Below are 18,667 nucleotides of genomic sequence, written 5' to 3'. Positions count from 1 at the left end.
AGACCGCCTTTCAAAGTTCCGCGTAGCGGACGCCCGGGTTCAGATCGAGATCGGGGCGCAGGGCCACCGACGGGTATTCCGCCAAGCGCTTGGAAATTTCGCTCTCGGGGTCGCGCAGGTCGCCAAAGATGATGGCGCCGTTGCCGGTGGCCGCGCAGGCCTCGACGCAGGCCGGCACGCCGCCCGCATCCACCCGGTGCACGCACAGGGTGCAGCTTTCCACGGTTCCCTGCCCGCGCGGCGCGTGGGTCTTCTGGTTGACGACCGGCTCATGCACGAAAGAGCGCGCCTTGAACGGACACGCCATCATGCAATAGCGGCAGCCGATGCAGATATGCTTGTCGACCAGAACGATCCCGTCCTCGCGCTTGAACGACGCGCCCGTCGGGCAGACATCGACGCAGGGCGGTTGCTCGCAATGCTGGCACATCACCGGCATCGAGGCCTCATGCCCCGTCGCCTTGTTCTTCAACGTCACCTTGCGGATCCACTGAGCGTCGGTTTCCGGGTTGCCCTGCCCTTTCCAGCCATTCTCGTCTGCACAGGCCGAAACGCAGGCGTCGCAGTCCGGGGCACACTTGCCCACGTCGATCAGCAACCCCCAGCGCTTTCCGGCATCGGCCGCGGCCTCGGCTTCCGAGCCGCCAAAGGCCATCAACGTCACGCCCGGCGCCAAGGTCGCGGTTGCGACGGCCGCGCCGCTGCGCAGGAAATCCCGCCGGTTCAGTTCTGCGCCTGACAGTTTCTCCCGGCTCATTTCTCTGCCTCCTTCCCCGCGGCTCGTTGCAGATAAGCCAGGATTTCATTTCTTCCGTCTTCGCCACCGGGCACCTCCGGCCGGATGGCAGCGTGTTGCGCATCTTCCTCCACGCCTTCGGGTGTCGAACGATGGCAGGAAAAGCAATCCACCTTCACCGCCGCGAAATCATGGCAGGTCCGGCAGAAATGCCCCTCATCCGCATAGGTCAGAATTTTCCCGGATGCGTTCGTCGTCGTGTGACACTCGAAACAGCCTTTCAGGCTGGCGCCGATCTCGCGATCGCCCAGGTGCATCGTCAGATCCCGGTCATGCTTCATCAGCGCCATGTGGTTCTTGCGCCAGTATTCATTGCCTTCCGGATGCGGCTCACCGGTTGCGGCCGGAACATCCGGCCACAGCGAAGACCGCTCTTCGGCCATCGCGCCGGATGACCAGGCCAACAGCAGCAAAGCAAGAACCACCCGGATCATGTTCACTCCCCAAGCCCCATCTTGATGTAGCCGGTCGGACAGACATCCATGCAGATGTGGCAGCCCACGCAGGCGTTGTAGTCGGTGTAGACATAGCGCCCGACGGTCCGGTCGGCCTTTTTCACCCGGTGAACGGCGTCCTGCGGGCAGTAGATCACGCAGTTGTCACATTCAAAGCACATGCCGCAGGACATGCAGCGCTCGCCTTCCGTGCGGGCCTGCTCCTCGGTCAGGCCGATGATGCGCTCTTCGAAATTGCCGAGAACCTCATCGCCCTCGATATGGACTTCCTTGCGCTGCTCACGCGGGACGAATTCGAAATGCCCCTTGAACAGCTCGTCATGCGGAATGATCTGGCTGGCCGAACGGTCCTCGTAATTGTGAATGGCCCAGTCCGCCGACGAGGTGCCGCGTTTCTGCTGGTGGTCGTATTCGGCCGGGTCCTTTCCGCGCTGATGCAGTTCACGCAGCAGGTTGAAATGATGCACGTCCACCTTCGGACGCCTGTGAATGTCGCCATCATCCAGGTAGTCGCTGATCACATCCGCGCCGACGCGCCCGTGCCCGATGGCAGTCGTCAGCAGATGCGGCCTGATGATGTCCCCGCCCGCAAAGTGCTTGTCGCGGCCCTTGACCTGATAGGTCGCACCGGCGTCGATGAACCCCCGGCCGCCGTCAAGTTCTTCCAGACCGTCGAAATTGCCCATCTGACCGATGGCCGCGATGATGATGTCGCATTCGATCTCGAACTCGGTGCCTTCGCGCGGAACCGGGGTCATCCCGTCCATGTCGCATTCGCACATCCTCAAGGCGATGGCCTTGCCGTCTTCCCCCTTGATCACCTCAAGAGGCATCACCCCGCCCTTGATCTCGATCCCCTCGCGCATCGCGTCCTCGCGTTCGCGCTCGGCCGCCGTCATCTGCTCGACCGGGAACAGCGAGGTCAGCGTGGCCTTCATTCCCTCGCGGGTCAGCGACGATGCCACGTCATGCCCGGTGAAGTCGATCAGGGTGCCGTCAGGATGTTCGGGCTGGCGCACCTGGGTGATATGGCCCAGCCGCCGCGCCACCGAGGCCACGTCCACCGACGTATCGCCCCCGCCCACGACCACGACCTTCTGCGCCGTGCCCAGCACGTAACCCTGGTTGAAGGCGTCCAGAAACTCGATGCCGTTGATGCAGTTGTCGGTGCCTTCCCAGCCGGGAATGGGCAGCGGGCGGCCATTCTGGGCGCCCATCGCCCAGTAGATCGCGTCGTAGTTCGCCTCCAGTTCCTCGACCGTCACGTCGGTTCCGACACGGGTTCCGGTCCGCACCTCGACACCCAGATCGATGATCCGCCCGATTTCGGTGTCCAGCATGCTGCGCGGGGTGCGATAGCCCGGGATGCCATAGCGCATCATGCCGCCCAGTTCCTCATGGGCTTCAAAGATCGTGACGGCATGGCCATCCAGCCGCAGGAAATAGGCCGCTGAAAGACCGGCCGGGCCTCCACCGACGATCGCAACCTTCTTTCCAGTATCCGCGCCCGCCTCGGGCAGCTTGACGCCGTTCTCGTTGGCCCAGTCGCCGACATATTGCTCGACCGCGTTGATGCCGACATAGTCGTCCACCTCGTTGCGGTTGCACCCGGCTTCGCAGGGTGCGGGGCAGACACGGCCCATCGTCGCGGGGAACGGGTTGGCCGCGGCCATGCGCTGAAAGGCGTATTCCTGCCAGGGCATGTCCTCGACCGGCGGCTTGTCCATGCCGCGCGCAATCGCCAGCCAGCCGCGGATTTCGTGGCCGGATGGGCACGACCCCTGGCACGGCGGCGTCTTGTGCACATATGTCGGGCATTTGTAGGAATGGTCTGCCTGAAAGATCTTCTCTTCCAGATCCCAGTCGGCCGCCGTCTCGCCTTCCTTGAACCGCCGGAAGGTGTGCGCCTTTTGATTGCTCATCTCGTTCATTGCCATCCCTCCCCGATTGGCTTTACTCGGCTTAGCCCTCGTCCGCTTCCTGACCCGTCAGAATGATCGCGTTCGACACCAGCTGGTGCACCGAAACGACCGAGTCCATTTCATATCCATAGGCGGGCATGACCTTGGAAAACTGCGTCTTGCAGATCGCGCAGATCGCCGCCATGTGGGTGACGCCATGCTCTTCGGTCGTCTGCTGCAGCGCGGTCATGCGCGGGCTCGCGCCCTTCTTGCGCAGATCCATCAGGTCATCCGTCAGCAGGCCGCCGCCACCGCCGCAACACAGCGTCGCCTCGCGGATGGTCTCGTCCGGCATGTCGTAATAATGATTGCAGACCGCCCGGATCACGTTGCGCGGAATCTCGAACTGGCCGCCCGGCTCATCCCCCATCCGCGACGCCCGCGCCACGTTGCAGCTGTCGTGATAGGTCAGCCGGATGTGGTCGTTGCGCGACTTGTCCAGCTTGAGCGTGCCTTTCTGGATCTCGCCCCAGGTGAACTCGAGAATATGCTGCGGCACGGGATAGTTCGGGTCGAGGAAATCCCACGGCCCCGCCAGCGTATTGAGAAAGCTGTAGGCCACCCGCCAAGCGTGGCCACATTCGCCAAAGATGATCCGCTTGACACCCAGCTCCTGCGCCGCCTTTCGGATGCGCAGGGCGATCTCGCGCATGTTCTCGTAAGAGCCTATGAACAGGCCGAAATTCGCCGCCTCGGAGGCATAGGACGACAGCGTCCAGCTGACCCCGGCCTCGTGGAACACCTTGGCATAGCCGATCAACCCGTCGATATGCGGCTCGGCGAAGAAATCGGCCGAGGGCGTGACCAGCAGGATGTCAGCGCCTTTCTCGTCCAGCGGCAGGCGGACGGAGATGCCGGTATCGTCCTCGATGTCCTCTTCCAGATCCTCCAGCGTCGCCCGAAGCGCCTTGGGGTTCAGGCCGAGGTTGTTGCCGATATCCTTTACCTTGCCGATGATCTCGTTGCTGTATTTCTGGCCCCGGCCGACGCTGTCCATGATCTCGCGCGCAGCCATTGTGATCTCGGCGGTGTCGATGCCATAGGGGCAGAAGACCGAGCAGCGGCGGCATTCCGAGCACTGGTGGTAATAGGAATACCACTCGTCCAGCACCTCTTCGGTCAGGTCCCGCGCGCCCACAAGTTTCGGGAAATACTTGCCCGCAAAGGTGAAATAGCGGCGATAGACCGAGCGCAGCAGATCCTGCCGCGCCACCGGCATGTTCTTGGGGTCGCCCGTGCCCAGGAAATAATGACACTTGTCGGTGCAGGCGCCGCATTTCACGCAGGCATCCAGATAGACCTGAAAGGCGCGGTTCTTCTCGGCCAGTTCGGCCATCTTCTCGAGCGCGCGCTCCTTCCAGTCGGGCAGCAATTCACCCGGAAAACCCAGCTTGTCCTGATGTTCCGGCGCGGCGACAAAGGGCTGCAGCCCCTCCATCGCGCCGCATTTCAGCCGGGGGATTTCCAGAGGATGTTCCATCTTGGGCAGGTCGTCGCCGTCAGCCATGCCTCAGCCCTCCAGCTTGGCCGCCCAGGGGGCGAGGTGGCGCTGTTCGCGCGGGTTGTCGACCTGGTTGCGGGTCGGGCTGAAAAACACCCCCGGCGCGTGCAGCAGTTTCGAGATCGGAAAGACGATCATCAAAGCCGCCACGCAGCCCAGATGCAGCAGCAGGATCGGGTCCGACGGCAGGGTCTCGATCCGCAGCCGCAAAAGCCCCAGCATGAACACCTTGACCGCCACGATGTCGGTATGAACCACGAAGCGCATCATCAGCCCGCTGCCGGCGATCGCCACCAGCAGGGCCAGCATCAGGTGATCGGACGGGTTGGTGATGTAGCGGATACGCTCGACCAGGAACCGCCGCGCCCAGAGGCCCAGCAGCCCCAGCAGCATCGCGAAACCTGCATAGGTGCCAAAGGGTTGCGCGACAGCGACCCACCACCAGACATCGGTCGTGAAATAACGGAGGTGACGGATCAGAACCAGCCACATCCCCATGTGGAACGTCCAGCCGAACAGCCAGATCCACTTGTTCGACTTGAACAGGCTTTCAAACAGGATCACCTCGCGCGCCATGCGCATCACAACGCCGCCGGTCGTGACCGGCGCCGGGGTGGTCGGGATCTTGAGCGGGGCGGGAGTGCGCGCGTATTTGCGAATCCTGAGGGCGACGCCCACGACCATAATGATCGTGGCGACCCAGAACAGCAGCGCATAAATCACTGACAGCACGCAAACTCCTCCCCTTCGCTTCCCGGACGGCCCCGGGAAAATGCCGTCGCAGCCGGGCGGGCTGTTGCGTTGCCCCTCCGAACTCCTCCTCAAGTCTCGGATCGGGCAGCCAAGGGCCCGGCTGGCAATGGATCAGACGCAGCCGGTCGGCTTGGGCAAACCGGCGATCTTGCAGGCCTGCTTGGCGGGGCCATAGGGGAACAGCTCGTACATGTACTTGTTGTTGCCCTTTTCAGGCCCCATGGACTTTTTGATCGCCTTGATCAGAACCCGAACGGCCGGCGCGATCTGGTATTCCTCGTAGTATTGGCGCAGAAAGTTCACCACTTCCCAGTGCTCATCGGTCATCTCGATGTTTTCGGTCCGCGCGATCTCGTTGGCCAGCTCGATGCTCCAGTCGGAGAGGTTCGTGATGTACCCTTCCTCGTCATGCTCGATGGTATGGCCATTGACTTGATATGACATTTCGTCCTCCTTCGATGCCCCTTGGGGGCCGTTTCCCTAAAGCCACGCCTGGGTGCGGTCATGCGCCGCCGCCAGGTCCACAAAACCGGCGTAGTCCACGCCCTCGATCCCTTCGAGCATCCGCTCTTGCGCCAGCCCGCGCGCATCGGCATCCGGGCGCAGGACATAGATCGAAACCGATCCGGCCTTTGCCGCCACCTGTTCGGCCACGGCCGTTCCGCTCAGGCCGCCATAGACCCCGTCCTCGATCATCAGAACGGCATCGCCCTCCCGGCAATGGTTCAGGCAGCTCGTCAACGAGTTGGTCGCGAAGGGCGATTTGTTCACTGTGTGCAAAGTCGACATCCGCTCCTCCTCAGAAACTCAGCACCACGTCCTGATCCGCCATGATCTCGGCCATCTCTGCCCGGCTGACCACGCGGATCGACGGCTTTTCGGCCCAGTCGTCGTCCTCATCCTCATAGGTGATCTCCTGCAGGTCGGCTTCGGTCAGCCCCCTTTCTTCGAGGGACTCGCGTTCGACGAAAAGCTTGGTCACCTCGTAATCGCCCAGCGCCCGGAAGGTGGGCGAGAAGTTCTTGACCCCGATCCCTTCGGTGTTCTGCCCCTTGGTCAGCTGGAACACGCCGTCATCGAGAAAGGCAAGGCTCACGTCCTGCTCGAACGCGGCGCCGATCAGCACCACTTCGAGGCTTTCGAGCGCATAGATCGTGCCGTAGGGCGCCTTGCGGTTCACGTAGAGGAATTTCTTCACGTCCGGCATGGCTCCCCCTCAGTCCCCGAACATCACCAGACGGTCGGTCTGGATGCCCATTTCGATCAGCTGCCCCAACCCCGAAATCCGGAACCCCTCGGCGATGTTGTTGGCGTCCTTGCCCTGCCGCTCGGCCTCGTTCTGGTCGAGCAGGCCGCGGCGCTGCGCCGCCGCGATGCACACGACAAGGTCGATGTCGTGCTCCTTGGCCAGCGCCGTCCAGTTGTTCTGGATGTGGCGCTCGTCCTGCGGCGGCACGCTGAGGCGCGTCGAGACGTTGACCCCGTCGTGATAGAAGAACACCCGCGGCACCTCGTGCCCCTTGGCGATCGCCGCCTTCACGAAATGATAGGCCGTATCCGCCGCCTCGTGCGTGTACGGCCCTTCGCTTATGACTACTCCGAACTTCACGACTTCCTCGCCTCAGAAATGCAGATGCGCCGACATGTTCATGGACTTGCGGGCGCCGGTCCAGGTGTCGAGATGGTGCTTGGTGAAGGCCAGATCGGTCATTTCAAAGAACCGGTTCCAGCCGATCCGCTCGATCCATTCACCCATCCGCTCCCAGTGCTTGGCGTCGGCCTTGTAGGCCTCGACGATCCGGCGCACGACCTCCTTGACCTCGGGCCAGTGGGGCGCGTTGTTGGGCAGGTTGGCCACCGCGAGCTTGTGGAAGGTCGGCTTCGACCGCGCGTTCGAATGCTTGCCCCCGACCCAGACCGCGATCTTGGTCGAGTCGTCTCCGTTGATCTGCATCGGCGGGCACGGCGGATAGCAGGCGCCGCAGCAGACGCATTTCTTTTCGTCCACTTCCAGCGACGGCTTGCCGTTCACCATGGCGGGCCGGATCGCGGCCACCGGGCAACGCGCCACCACCGCCGGGCGTTCGCAGACATTGGCCACCAGGTCGTGGTTGATCTTGGGCGGCTTGGTGTATTGCACGTTCACCGCGATATCGCCCTGGCCGCCACAGTTGATCTGGCAGCAGCTCGTGGTGATCCGCAGCCGGTTGGGCATCTTCTCCTGCACGAATTCCTTGTGCAGCATGTCCATCAGCCCCTTCACGACGCCCGAGGCATCGGTGCCGGGAATGTCGCAATGCAGCCAGCCCTGGGTGTGGCTGATCATCGACACCGAAGCGCCGGTGCCCCCCACCGGGAAGCCTTCGCTCTCCAGCGCCTCGATCAGCGGGGCGACCTTGGCCTCGTCCGCGACCATGTATTCGATGTTCGAACGCGTGGTGAAACGGATGTGGCCGTCGGCGTATTTGTCGCCGATATCCGCCAGCTTGCGGATCGTGAACACGTCCATCTGGCGCTGGGTGCCGGCGCGGACGGTATAGATCACGTCACCGGATTTGGATACGTGGCGCAGAACGCCCGGACGCGGGCGGTCGTGCCAGTCCCAGTTGCCATAATTGGCCTTGAGCACCGGGTGCATGTACTGAAACGGATCCGGCACACCCACTTCGTCCGGCATGCGTGGTTTTTGAGCCTGGTCTGTCATGGTGTCTCCTCCCTCGCCTGCCGTCACTCTGCGCTGATCTGCAGCCCGGCTTCGCGGGCCTTGCGCTCGAACCACTTGGCCGCTTCGTCGTCGAAGTCGTCCGTCCGCACGTAGCAGGACGTGCGCGGGTGGTTGACCATGTTCGGGTCAGGATCGATGTCCATCGCCTCGAGGAAGGCCGGCAGGCCGATCCGGTCGATGGTTTCCCCGATCCGCTCATGCTCGAGCGCGTTGTCGGCGAAGAACTCCACGACGTTTTCGGCGAACTCCTCGAGCTTCTCGAAATCCTCGTCGGTCTCGAGCTTCATGAACGGCACGACCATGATGCCCATCAGGTCGCCGATCTTGAGCGCCCGCTTGCCGCCGATCAGGATCGACACCCCGCGATCGTCGCCGGGGCTGAGCGCCTTGGTCATCACGTTGATGCAGTGCATGCAGCGCACGCAGGACTTGTTGTCGATCTCCAGCGTGTCGTCGTCATTGAGGCTGATCGCCCGGGTCGGGCACATCGAAACGACCGTGTCGATGGTGTATTTGCGGCCCTTTTCGGCGACGTGCTCCTTGACCTTCTCCTGGTCGATCTTGATGTCGTCCCGCCAGGTGCCGATCACGGCAAAGTCCGCCCGGTGGATGGCATTCACGCAGTCATTGGCGCAACCCGAGAACTTGAACTTGAACTTGTAGGGCAGAGCCGGGCGGTGCATCTCGTCCAGCAGCGAGTTGATGATCGTCCGGTGCGCGCGAACCTCGTCATAGCAAGACTGTTCACAGCGGGCATGTCCGACGCAGCTCATCGCGGTGCGCAGCGCGGGGCCGGCGCCGCCGAGGTCGAACCCGATCTCGTTCAGAGCGTCGAAAGCCTTTTGCGTGTTTTCGGTGGTGCAGCCCTGGAACATGATGTCACCCGACTGACCGTGGAACGCGATCAGGCCCGAGCCATGCTCTTCCCAGATGTCGCACATCTTGCGCAGCACATCCGTCGTATAGTGATACCCCGCCGGCGGCATCACGCGCAGGGTGTGGAATTCCTTGGACTCGGGAAACTTGTCGGCAACTTCGGAAAAGCGCGGAATGATCCCGCCGCCATAGCCAAAGACCGAGACGGTGCCCCCCTTCCAGTAGCCCAGCCGGTTTTCATAGGAATGGTTCAGCTGGCCCAGAAGGTCGTTCATCATCTTCCGGTTGCCCGGCGATCCTTCGTCGCGCAGCCGTTTCAGGCCGGTCACGAAGCTGGGCCAGGGGCCGTCTTCCAGTTGGTCGAGGTGCGGCGTCGGATGATGGCCCTCGCTGCCACCTTCCGGCTTTCCATCCGTAGGCTTTCGGTCCGTCATTGCTTCCTCCCAAGCAAGTTCCGATATGGGCCGTTTTCCGGCTCTTTCTTCTTGGGGCCTCGCAGGCAGAGGTTCCGCCTGACCCGATGCGCAGAGCGCGCGCGTTTGCTTATCTGCCAGCGTTCTCCTCCAACGCTTGCATCTATACATTGCAATAACCGAATGTAATAATCAACGAAAACTCGTACAAAGCCCGCCCGAACGGATAGGATTTTTTCGAGCCATGCGGGGATCAGCCCGCACAAAATGTCGGATGGAACGATGATCGCCACGGAAAAAACCGCAAATTTCAAATGGCTTAACGTCGACTCCGCAGATGGTTACGATGCCTGGAGAGCCGCCCGATTGCAGGCTGCGGAAAATTCGCTCACTTTGCCTCCGGTCGAGGTGAAAAACCTCGAAAACCCCACTCGGACCGAGCGCGAAGAACTGCTGCGCCGCTGTGAAGACACCAATTTTGCCCATTACCACTGGCAGGACTCCGGCTCGGATCCCGATGAAATCCGTGGAAAACTAAGGAGTTTCGCCTCGGCTTTCGGATTGCGAATCGCCGAAAGGCACCGATCCGCGGGCGAGGCCGGTATCGTGGCGCTGCAGCCCTCGCAGGAACCGGGCAAACGCGGATACATCCCCTACTCGACCCGCGCCATGAACTGGCACACGGACGGCTACTACAACGCGCCGGACCACCTGATTTCGGCCTTTGTCCTGCACTGCGTCCGTCAGGCGGGCAGCGGCGGCACCAACCAGATCCTGGACCCCGAGATCGCCTATATCCGGCTGCGCGACGCCGACCCCGCCTATCTGAAGGCCCTGATGCATCCCGAGGCGATGACGATCCCCGAGAACCGCGAAAACGACGGCAGCATCCGGCCGGCCTCGGTTGGGCCCGTCTTTTACCCGGACGCCGAAACCGGCCGGCTGCAGATGCGTTACACTGCCCGCACGCGCAGCATCCACTGGCGCGACGACCCCGCCACTCTTGAAGCCGCGGAATTCCTGCGTGATCTTCTGGAAAAGGGCGACCCGCTGGCTCACGAAGTTCGACTTTCCGCTGGACAGGGAATTTTGAACAACAACGTCCTGCACAACAGAACCGCATTCGGCCCGGAAGATGGGGAGCGCTCAAACCGCCTGATCTTCCGCGTCCGGTTCCTGAACCGAATTGGGAGGAAGCCGCAATGACCAAACTCAGCGACCTGATCATATCGAACCCGGACGTGCAGAGCTTTCAGGCGCTCGAAAAGCTGGTGGAGCACGCCGCCGAAGAAGGCCACATGTTCCTTGAATTCGACATCAAGCCCGATTTCAGGGACACGCCGCGGAAATGGGAATGGGCGCTCGAAGCCGCTTTTACGCGAGGGACCGGCTATGGCGGATGAGACGCTGAAGGACCTCGCGGAGCTTGAACTGCCCTTCGGGCGCCGGGCCATGATCCGCGAAGTCAGCTTTGCAAGCGGCCTGAGGATGGTCCGCCTGGTGCTGCGCGAAGGCAAACGGATCACTCAGGTCGACCTTGACGAAGACACCGCCCGGACTCTCGCCGCGGCCCTGGTATCCGCTGCCGACGGGTCTGCTTAACCCAAGCGATACACGCCCCCTCCTCTCCTCAGTAGACAGGACAGCACTTCGCATCTTAATATGCGCATACTTTAATTTCTGAAACCAAAGGCGGCGCGCAAGAAAGTTTCAGATTTCGGGGAGGAGAAAATGGAAGCTTTGAGGGAGGCAGCCATCGAGTCCGCGGTATTCTATATCGCGTGGGGAGGGCTACTGATCGGAATCGTGTTCGGCTTTATCGTGTATCGAACCAATTTCTGCACCATGGGGTCGATATCCGACATCCTGTCATTCGGGGACTACAACCGCTTCCGGGCATGGCTGCTGGCCGTGGCCGTGGCGATACTGGGCGTCGCGGCGATAGAAATGGCAGGTGTCGCGGACATGTCGATGTCGATGTATCAGACCACGGCCTTGCCTTGGGGCGGCAACGTGATCGGGGGGCTGATCTTCGGTTTTGGCATGGTGTTTTCCGGCGGCTGCATCAGCCGCAATCTCGTCCGGGCCGGCGGCGGTGACCTGCGATCGGTCGTGGTGCTGCTGATCACCGGGATTTTCGGCTACATGACGATGGGCGGGCTGCTCGGGCCCCTGCGCGTTTCGCTTTTCACGCCGATGACCTCGGACCTCGAAGCCGTCGGCATGGAAGATCAGAGCATCGGCGCGGCGCTTTCCGCCATGTCCGGGATGTCCATTGAAACCGGCACCGCGATCAGCGTCGTGCTTCTGGTGGCGGCGCTTCTGGCCTATTGCTTCTCCAGCGCCTCTTTCCGGAGCTCCGGCCGCAACATCGCGGCGGGGGTGGGGATCGGCCTGTGCGTCGTCGCGGGCTGGTTCCTGACGGGCATCACCTATGACGAATTCGCCGACAACCCGACGCTGATCTCGCTCAGCTATGTCCGGCCGGCGGGCGATACCATCGACTACCTGATGCGCTACACCGCTCTGGGCGCGCCCGGCTTTGGCGTGGTCACCGTGGCCGGCGCATTGCTCGGGGGCTTTCTGGGCGCTGTTTCGATGGGCCGTCTGCACCTGACGACCTTTGCCGACAAGAGCGATTCCATCCGGAACATGTTCGGCGCGGCTCTCATGGGCATAGGCGGCGTTCTCGCTCTGGGATGCACCGTGGGTCAGGCGCTGACCGGGGTTTCCACCCTGGCGATCGGGTCGGTGATCACGTTCGTCTTCATCGTGATCGGCGGCGCCATCGGCGTGAAGACGATGGAAAACCTCGCCTGACGGGCAGCCGAGAACGGCGGATCCCGGCGCGGAAATTCCTGGAAAGGGCCAGTTCACGGTGGCCCTCGCCCCTGTCCGCCGGTTTTGGCGGGCCTAGCTCATGGCAGCCGCTATCTCGCCAGACAGCCGGGACAGGGCAGTCGCCAGCGCCCCCGAGATTGCGGCAGGTCCCTCGCCCGAAACCGGGGTCCTGATGTCGAACCGCCGCACGAATTCTCTGGTCGTCCCACCCGGCGAGGAAACGGCGAACTGCCCCGACATCTCGAAACTGCCATCGGCGCGGGCATAGATCTGATCCACGCGCACGTCGATCCGGGCATCCGGACCGTTGTTCAGCGGCCAGGGTTCCATCGTGACCGAGGAACGCGTGCGCTCGCTCAGACCCCGAGCAAGGGCCGCGGTGATCCCGCGCACCGGGTCGTCGGCCCAGAGCGCGTTGCCCTGCGCATAAAGCGCGCCATCCGGAGATTGCGCGAAGATTTCCGAGGCCGCGGCATAGGCGGGGAGCGAAACCATCCTCATTTCGATCGTTTGCGCCTGCAGGCGAACACTCGGCTCCGCGGGCGCAGGGGCGATCAGGAAATGAGCGTCATTGGACGTTCCGCAGGCGGGCAGAACCGCCAGCAACATCAGGGGAAACAGAAACTTTTTCATGTCACTTTCCAAAAACAATTGAGTTCGGATTTCGCTCGATCAGCCGGGCAAGCTGGGAAACGGCCCGGGCCGCGGTCTTGACCTCGCGCAGGGCATCCAGCGTTTCGGCGTTGAAGTCGGAACTGTCGCCGTAAGCCGCAATCAGAGCCTCCGACTGAACAACCAGCTGTTCGAGCCGCGCCGACAGCTCGGGCAGACCTTCGGTTGCGGCAGCCACGGCTTCGGCCGCTTCGCGCGCCGATGCCATGGTGGCATTCGCGTTCTCCACCAGCCCGCCCTGGCGCAGATCCGTCAACGTGGTCCGGACCTCACCCAGGGCCCCTGTCAAAGCCTCGGGCAGGGCTCGGGCGTCCTCGGTTCCGACGAGGGCGTCAAAACTGTTCATCAGGCGGTTTGCGGTCCGCACCATTTCCTCGGCTTCCAGCGAATTGACCTTGGCCGTCACGGCCCGGATCTCCTCGATCAGCGCCGGAACATCCTCGGACGCGGTGGCGATGTTGCTGGCTGCCGCATTGACCTGGTCCAGCGCCTCGGCAAGGTTCGCCATTGCCCTGCCTTCGCGCAGCTCGGCGATGGTGGCTTGCAGGTCGGCGATGACGGCCCGCAATTCTGCAGGCAGGGCCTGTATGGCCGGATCGGCCACCAACGCGCGTGTTTCTTCCAGCAGCGCCACGGCGGCCGCGGGCGTCTTGCGGGTGCTTTCATCCGAAGCCAGGTTTTCGATGCTGGCCATCGTGCGGATTGCCTGATCGAGAAGCTCTTCGACGGGCAGTTCGTTGATGCGCTCCAGAACACCTTCGGCCGTCGCGGTGAAATCGGGCAGGTCCGATGGCGCGCTGGGCAGGCTCGGATATGGCTCGGCGTCCCGGTCGAAAGACGCCGGGGCTGCGTCTTCCAGACTGACCAGTTCCACGATCAGATCCGAACTGAACAGTCCCGCGGCTGCGAGCCGCGCACGCAACCCGTTCGCGACGGCCTGCTCCAGGAAATCCAGCACCTCGGCTTCGCCGGCCCCTGCCGGCAGCCCCAGCAAGACCGGATCCAGCAACAGATTGGCAACCAGCCGAACTTCGGGGGCGCCCGTCTCATTCTGCACCAAGGCGTTCAGGCTGCTGACCTCGCCGACCCGGATACCGCCATATTGAACCGCCGCGCCATTCGTAAGCCCGGCCACGGATTCGTCGAAGGCCACGGAAACGGCAACGCCGCCTGACAGCGTGCGGGCAAAGGCGGTGCGCCGTGCTGTCGCCTCATCGGGGTAGATGTCGAATACCGCACCAGAGCTGACCGGACGGCCACCATCGAAGATGGTGTCGAATTCGATACCGCCGGCCACAAGAGACGCGAGACTGTCGACGTCGAGAGACAGCCCCCCCGCCCCGATGGAAACGGAGAAACCGGAGGTATCCCAGAACCGGGTGGCCGAGTTGATGCGCCGGTCATGCGGTGCCTCGATGAAGGCATCCACCACGATATTGCTGCCGGTGAGGGTGAGGCGCGGCTGCTCGAGCCGCCCGACCTCGATGCCGCGATAGAGCACCGGTGCGCCTTCGGAAATCATGCTGCCGTCGTCGGTTCGCAGCGTTATCCGGCGCCCGGCACGCCCCGGCTGAACCAGCGGCGGCCGGTCGGCGCCCTCGAATTCGCTGCGCGGTGTTCCGGCCTGCTGGTCCCAGGCGCCCTCGATATAAACGCCGGACAGAACCGTGCTGAGGCCCGAGATGCCGCGTGCGCTGACCTCGGGGCGGACCACCCAGAAGCTGGCGTCTTCATCCAGATAGGGCGCGATTTCCTTGTCGATCCGGGCCGACACCACAACCTGCGAAAGATCCCTGCCAAAACCCACATTCTCGACATGGCCAACCACCACGTCACGAAAACGGACCGTGGTTTCGCCCTCCACGATCCCGGCGGCATTGGCAAAGGTGATGTTGATCAATACGCCGCGATCCCTGTAAGCCTTCCACGCCACTCCCAGCGACACGGCGAGCGCCAGTACCGGAACCAGCCAGACGAGCGACAGGTTCCGCCACATGGACGGCCGGGGACCGGACACTTTCATCTCGGCGGGTTCGGGTTGTGTCATGCGTGTACTCGCTCGTTGGCATTCCAGATTAGGCGCGGGTCGAAGCTCTGCGCCGCCAGCATGGTAAATGCAACCGAGAGTGCAAAACTGACCGCGGCCGCGCCGGGATTGATCGAGGCGGCAAAGTCCAACTGGACCAGAGCCGACAGGATGGCAACGACGAACACGTCGATCATCGACCATCGCCCGATGAATTCGACGACTTCAAACAGAACCAGTCGTTTATGGTCTCCCGGGACCGAGGGCCTGCGAACCGAAACAGCCAGATAGGCTATGGCGATGAATTTCGCGACGGGTATGACGATGCTGGCGACGAAAACGATCAAACCGACGCCATATGCGCCATGGCTGAACAACTCCACCACGCCGCCGATCAGGGTGTTTTCCGATGTGCGGCCAAGCGTTGAGGTGCGCAGCATCGGGTAGATGTTGGCTGGCACATAGGCGATCAAACCGGCGGCCAGCCAGGCCCAGACCCTTTGGAGTGCAGCCGGGTCATTCGGGCAAAGCTCGCCGCCGCAGCGGGCGCAAACTTTCGCCCTCTGCGGGTTGACGCGCCCGCACGCTCTGCACCCGACAAGCCCCGCGGCCTGCGCCGTCAGAACCGGCTGCGTTCTTCCAGCGTTTTCCATACGGTGAGCCTGCAAATGTAGTTGTCCTGTATGATCGTGACCACGACCAGCGCGGAAAAGGCCCAGAAGGCCGGGCCCAGTTCGACGCGCGCCAGCCCGGCCACTTTCACAAGGGCAACGGCGACGCCGATGATGAAGATTTCGGCCATTGCCCAGGGTTTGATCCGCTCTGCCCAACCGAACACGGCCTTGGCATGTCGGGCGGGGTGCCAGCCCAGCGCCATCGGTGCGAGCGCGTAGATCAGGGCCAGATAACGGGCCGCAGGCAGCAGGACGATCAGGAATGCGACCGCCAGGGAAAGCGGCGCCATGAGACCCTGTGAAAATGCCAGAACCGCGTCGAGTACCGAGGCTTTCTGAGAAAGGCTGCGCGCCTGAAGCTCGAGAAACGGAAACACCACTGCGGCCACCATCAGAATAAGCGCCGTCGCCGCCAGCATGGTGATCTGGGTCATGGCCCCTTTCCGCGGCGCCGCCAGAACGGTGCCACAGCGCACGCATCGCGCGGTGCTGTGCGGCGGCACCGTCTGATCCCGATGCAACGCATCGCAGACCGGGCAGGCGATCAGTTCGCCGGGATCGATCGTCGTCTGGCCGCTCATTTCACTCCTGGCCCGGGCAAGCCCGGGCATTTCCCCTTTTCCGTCCTGCGTTGCCATGTGGGTTTTCCAAGATGCCATCAAGCCATGATGGCCTCGTCAGGGCCTCCTTTTCGCCCCTGAAACGATTGAATATAGCGTTGACGCCCTCGCAACAAAGCAAATTTCAAATCTCGAACGGAATTTGCCTTTTCTCGCGCAGAACCAGCGGCAGAGCGGTCGTGTCCTCTTCGACCAGCCCGCGCCGCAATGGAACCTTCCGGGATGGCTTCTGCAAAGCTCCACCGATCCCCATGGGCTTCCCTCCGAATGCGCCGGAAAGCACGAGAGGCATCCGGCGGCGGGATCACGGCCGGATGGATTTCTTCGCACTTTGATCCAAAATCAGTAACATGTTTCAAAGCTCGCCGCTGAAACACTGTCAAACAGTTGTAACATTCTCGGCCTAGACCCCGCGCCATATGCAACCAGCCATTAGCGAGAAACCGCCATGCGAGACATTGACCCCACCACGCTTACAGCCGACGAATGGGACGAGCTGAATTTCCCCCGACCGGAAGAAAACGACTTCGACCGCGTCGTCGAAAGCGCCATCTCGCGCCGCGGATTCCTGGGCGGCGTTCTGGCCTTCGGCTCGGGCGCCGCAGCCATGGGCGCCGGTTTGCTGGGCTCGACCTCGGCGCAGGCCCAGGCCGCGTCGCGCTTTGCCTTCACCCCGATCGCCGCCCAGACCGACGGCACCGTCCATGTCCCCGAAGGATACGAATGGAAGATTCTGGCGCGCTGGGGCGACCCGCTGTTCTCGGACGCCGACGGCTATGACGTCACCGATGGCGGGCCGGTCGAAAACTCGGACAGGGTATTCGGCGAGAACACCGACGGGATGGAGGCCTTTTCCTATCGGGGGCACCAGCTGATCGCCATCAACCACGAATATCCCAACCGCAAGATCAACCTGCCCGCAGCGCAGAAAGGCAAACCGGCCAGCGCCGATGACGTGCGCAAATTGCAGAACATCCAGGGCGTGACCGTGATGGAGATCGCCGAAGGCCCCGACGGCTGGGCCGTGGTCAAGGACAGCCCGTTCAACCGCCGCATCCACCACAACACGCCCATGAAGATCGCAGGCCCCGCCGCCGGGCACGATCTGCTCAAGACCGAGGCCGACCCGTCCGGCACCCTGTCCCTGGGCACCCTGAACAACTGCGGCGCGGGCAAGACGCCCTGGGGCACCTACCTGACCTGCGAGGAAAACTTCAACGGCTATTTCGGCTCCAGCGACGAGACCGCCAGCTACGACCCCAAGGTCGCCGACGGCTACAAACGCTATGGCATCAAGGCCCAGGGCTGGAACGGATACGAGCTGTTCGATCCGCGCTTTGACACGTCGAAGAACCCCAACGAGCCGCACCGGGCCGGCTGGATCGTCGAGATCGACCCGACGGATCCCGAAAGCACGCCGGTCAAGCATACCGGGCTGGGGCGTTTCAAGCATGAAAACGCGGCGGTGGAGCTGGCCAGGGATGGCCGCGTGGTGGTTTACATGGGCGATGACGAGCGCGGCGAATACCTCTACAAGTTCGTCTCGAACGGCATCTACACGCCCGGCGGCGAAACCGAGGGGCTGCTGGATGACGGCACGCTGTATGTGGCCAGGTTCAACGACGACGGGACCGGCCAGTGGCTGCCCCTGACCCCGGAAACCACCGGCATGGACCCGGCCGAGATCCTGATCTTCACCCGCATGGCGGCCTCGAAGGCCGGCGGCACCACCATGGACCGCCCCGAATGGGTGGCCACCAGCCCGGTCGCGGCCGAAGCCTATTGCTGCCTGACCAACAACAAGAACCGCGGCGTCAAGCCGAACGCGGGCGGCGACGACACTTCGGTCAACGGCCCCAACCCGCGCGAGGCCAACAAATACGGCCAGATCGTGCGCTGGCGCCCGGCGAACGAGGACCATGCCGAGGCTGGCTTCGACTGGGATCTCTACGTGATGGCGGGCAACCCGACGGTCCACAAGGACGCCTATGCCGGGTCCGAAAACATCAACGAGGGCAACCTGTTCAACTCGCCCGACGGCATGGCGATCGACTCGACCGGGCTGGTCTGGATCCAGACCGACGGCAACGACGACAACGACGGCGATTTCGCCGGGCACGGCAACAACCAAATGCTGGTCGGCGACCCGGTCACCCGCGAGATCGTGCGTTTCATGACCGGCCCGACCGGCTGCGAAGTGACCGGCCTGACATGGTCGGCCGATCGGCGCACGATGTTCGTCGGCATCCAGCACCCGGGCAAGAACTGGCCCGACGGCGGCACGCCGCGCTCGTCGGTGATCGCGATCAAACGCAAGGACAACGGGCTGATCGGCTGAGTGCAACCGGGGCCGG

21 protein-coding genes are annotated in these 18,667 nt (G+C 63.0%); 5 read left to right on the top strand and 16 right to left on the bottom strand.

The window, feature by feature from the left end; genetic code table 11:
• Nucleotides 1-10 precede the first annotated feature (10 nt).
• The 11 genes from dsrO to dsrA form a co-directional block, all read right to left on the bottom strand.
• Complete coding sequence (dsrO, locus tag AVO45_RS08335; RefSeq protein ID WP_068345851.1) at nt 11-757, bottom strand: sulfate reduction electron transfer complex DsrMKJOP subunit DsrO; 747 nt, start codon at nt 755-757, stop codon at nt 11-13.
• Nucleotides 754-1,230 (bottom strand): hypothetical protein, encoded by a 477-nt coding sequence (locus AVO45_RS08330; protein WP_068345850.1) that lies wholly within the window; start codon nt 1,228-1,230, stop codon nt 754-756. The genes dsrO and AVO45_RS08330 overlap by 4 nt, the downstream gene beginning before the upstream one ends.
• A gap of 2 nt (nt 1,231-1,232) precedes the next feature.
• A complete protein-coding gene (locus AVO45_RS08325; RefSeq protein ID WP_099045720.1) occupies nt 1,233-3,182 on the bottom strand; it encodes an NAD(P)-binding protein in 1,950 nt (649 codons plus the stop codon).
• A gap of 31 nt (nt 3,183-3,213) precedes the next feature.
• A complete protein-coding gene (gene dsrK, locus AVO45_RS08320) occupies nt 3,214-4,719 on the bottom strand; it encodes a sulfate reduction electron transfer complex DsrMKJOP subunit DsrK (RefSeq protein WP_068345846.1) in 1,506 nt (501 codons plus the stop codon).
• A gap of 3 nt (nt 4,720-4,722) precedes the next feature.
• Complete coding sequence (locus tag AVO45_RS08315; protein WP_205627867.1) at nt 4,723-5,445, bottom strand: respiratory nitrate reductase subunit gamma; 723 nt, start codon at nt 5,443-5,445, stop codon at nt 4,723-4,725.
• A 132-nt stretch (nt 5,446-5,577) separates the two neighbouring features.
• Nucleotides 5,578-5,910 carry a TusE/DsrC/DsvC family sulfur relay protein gene (locus tag AVO45_RS08310; protein WP_068345844.1) on the bottom strand — a complete coding sequence of 111 codons (333 nt, stop codon included), beginning with the start codon at nt 5,908-5,910 and terminating at the stop codon, nt 5,578-5,580.
• A 36-nt stretch (nt 5,911-5,946) separates the two neighbouring features.
• Nucleotides 5,947-6,255 carry a sulfurtransferase complex subunit TusB gene (tusB, locus tag AVO45_RS08305; protein WP_068345842.1) on the bottom strand — a complete coding sequence of 103 codons (309 nt, stop codon included), beginning with the start codon at nt 6,253-6,255 and terminating at the stop codon, nt 5,947-5,949.
• Nucleotides 6,256-6,265: 10 nt separating this feature from the next.
• Entirely contained in the window at nt 6,266-6,673 is a 408-nt protein-coding gene (gene tusC, locus AVO45_RS08300; RefSeq protein ID WP_068345840.1) for a sulfurtransferase complex subunit TusC, read from the bottom strand.
• Between the two features lie 9 nt (nt 6,674-6,682).
• Entirely contained in the window at nt 6,683-7,075 is a 393-nt protein-coding gene (gene tusD, locus AVO45_RS08295; protein WP_068345838.1) for a sulfurtransferase complex subunit TusD, read from the bottom strand.
• A gap of 12 nt (nt 7,076-7,087) precedes the next feature.
• Nucleotides 7,088-8,170 (bottom strand): dissimilatory-type sulfite reductase subunit beta, encoded by a 1,083-nt coding sequence (gene dsrB, locus AVO45_RS08290; RefSeq protein ID WP_068345836.1) that lies wholly within the window; start codon nt 8,168-8,170, stop codon nt 7,088-7,090.
• A 23-nt stretch (nt 8,171-8,193) separates the two neighbouring features.
• A complete protein-coding gene (gene dsrA, locus AVO45_RS08285; protein ID WP_068345834.1) occupies nt 8,194-9,501 on the bottom strand; it encodes a dissimilatory-type sulfite reductase subunit alpha in 1,308 nt (435 codons plus the stop codon).
• Nucleotides 9,502-9,888: 387 nt separating this feature from the next.
• Here dsrA and AVO45_RS08280 point away from each other — a divergent pair, with 387 nt between their 5' ends.
• The 4 genes from AVO45_RS08280 (at nt 9,889) to AVO45_RS08265 (ending at nt 12,300) form a co-directional block, all read left to right on the top strand.
• Nucleotides 9,889-10,686, top strand: coding sequence for a TauD/TfdA family dioxygenase (locus AVO45_RS08280; RefSeq protein ID WP_157770128.1), 798 nt, complete (start codon nt 9,889-9,891; stop codon nt 10,684-10,686).
• Nucleotides 10,683-10,883 carry a hypothetical protein gene (locus AVO45_RS08275; RefSeq protein WP_068345823.1) on the top strand — a complete coding sequence of 67 codons (201 nt, stop codon included), beginning with the start codon at nt 10,683-10,685 and terminating at the stop codon, nt 10,881-10,883. Before AVO45_RS08280 ends, AVO45_RS08275 begins: the two co-directional genes overlap by 4 nt.
• The gene (locus AVO45_RS08270; RefSeq protein WP_068345821.1) at nt 10,873-11,082 is read left to right on the top strand and encodes a DUF6967 family protein; all 210 of its coding nucleotides are present in this window, start codon (nt 10,873-10,875) and stop codon (nt 11,080-11,082) included. The genes AVO45_RS08275 and AVO45_RS08270 overlap by 11 nt, the downstream gene beginning before the upstream one ends.
• A 129-nt stretch (nt 11,083-11,211) precedes the next feature.
• The gene (locus AVO45_RS08265) at nt 11,212-12,300 is read left to right on the top strand and encodes a YeeE/YedE family protein (protein WP_068345819.1); all 1,089 of its coding nucleotides are present in this window, start codon (nt 11,212-11,214) and stop codon (nt 12,298-12,300) included.
• Nucleotides 12,301-12,393: 93 nt separating this feature from the next.
• Here AVO45_RS08265 and AVO45_RS08260 read toward each other — a convergent pair whose 3' ends face one another.
• The 5 genes from AVO45_RS08260 to AVO45_RS20120 all read right to left on the bottom strand — a co-directional run bounded on the left by AVO45_RS08260 (nt 12,394) and on the right by AVO45_RS20120 (nt 16,566).
• Nucleotides 12,394-12,954: a PqiC family protein gene (locus AVO45_RS08260; RefSeq protein WP_068345816.1), complete on the bottom strand. Its 561-nt coding sequence runs from the start codon at nt 12,952-12,954 to the stop codon at nt 12,394-12,396.
• Between the two features lies 1 nt (nt 12,955).
• A complete protein-coding gene (locus AVO45_RS08255; RefSeq protein WP_240482099.1) occupies nt 12,956-15,040 on the bottom strand; it encodes an MlaD family protein in 2,085 nt (694 codons plus the stop codon).
• Entirely contained in the window at nt 15,037-15,672 is a 636-nt protein-coding gene (locus AVO45_RS08250) for a paraquat-inducible protein A (RefSeq protein ID WP_082688723.1), read from the bottom strand. Before AVO45_RS08250 ends, AVO45_RS08255 begins: the two co-directional genes overlap by 4 nt.
• Entirely contained in the window at nt 15,639-16,274 is a 636-nt protein-coding gene (locus tag AVO45_RS08245; protein WP_068346675.1) for a paraquat-inducible protein A, read from the bottom strand. The genes AVO45_RS08250 and AVO45_RS08245 overlap by 34 nt, the downstream gene beginning before the upstream one ends.
• Nucleotides 16,275-16,437: 163 nt before the next feature.
• On the bottom strand, nt 16,438-16,566 hold the full coding sequence (locus AVO45_RS20120) for a hypothetical protein (RefSeq protein ID WP_276202399.1): 129 nt from the start codon (nt 16,564-16,566) through the stop codon (nt 16,438-16,440).
• A gap of 195 nt (nt 16,567-16,761) precedes the next feature.
• Here AVO45_RS20120 and AVO45_RS08240 point away from each other — a divergent pair, with 195 nt between their 5' ends.
• Nucleotides 16,762-18,651: a PhoX family protein gene (locus AVO45_RS08240; RefSeq protein ID WP_068345813.1), complete on the top strand. Its 1,890-nt coding sequence runs from the start codon at nt 16,762-16,764 to the stop codon at nt 18,649-18,651.
• Nucleotides 18,652-18,667 lie beyond the last annotated feature (16 nt).

Origin of the sequence: Ruegeria marisrubri, assembly GCF_001507595.1 — a bacterium.
GTDB classification, from domain to species: Bacteria; Pseudomonadota; Alphaproteobacteria; order Rhodobacterales; family Rhodobacteraceae; genus Ruegeria; species Ruegeria marisrubri.
The sequence above is the reverse complement of the archived record's forward strand: the minus strand, read 5'-3'. Positions and strand labels throughout refer to the sequence as shown.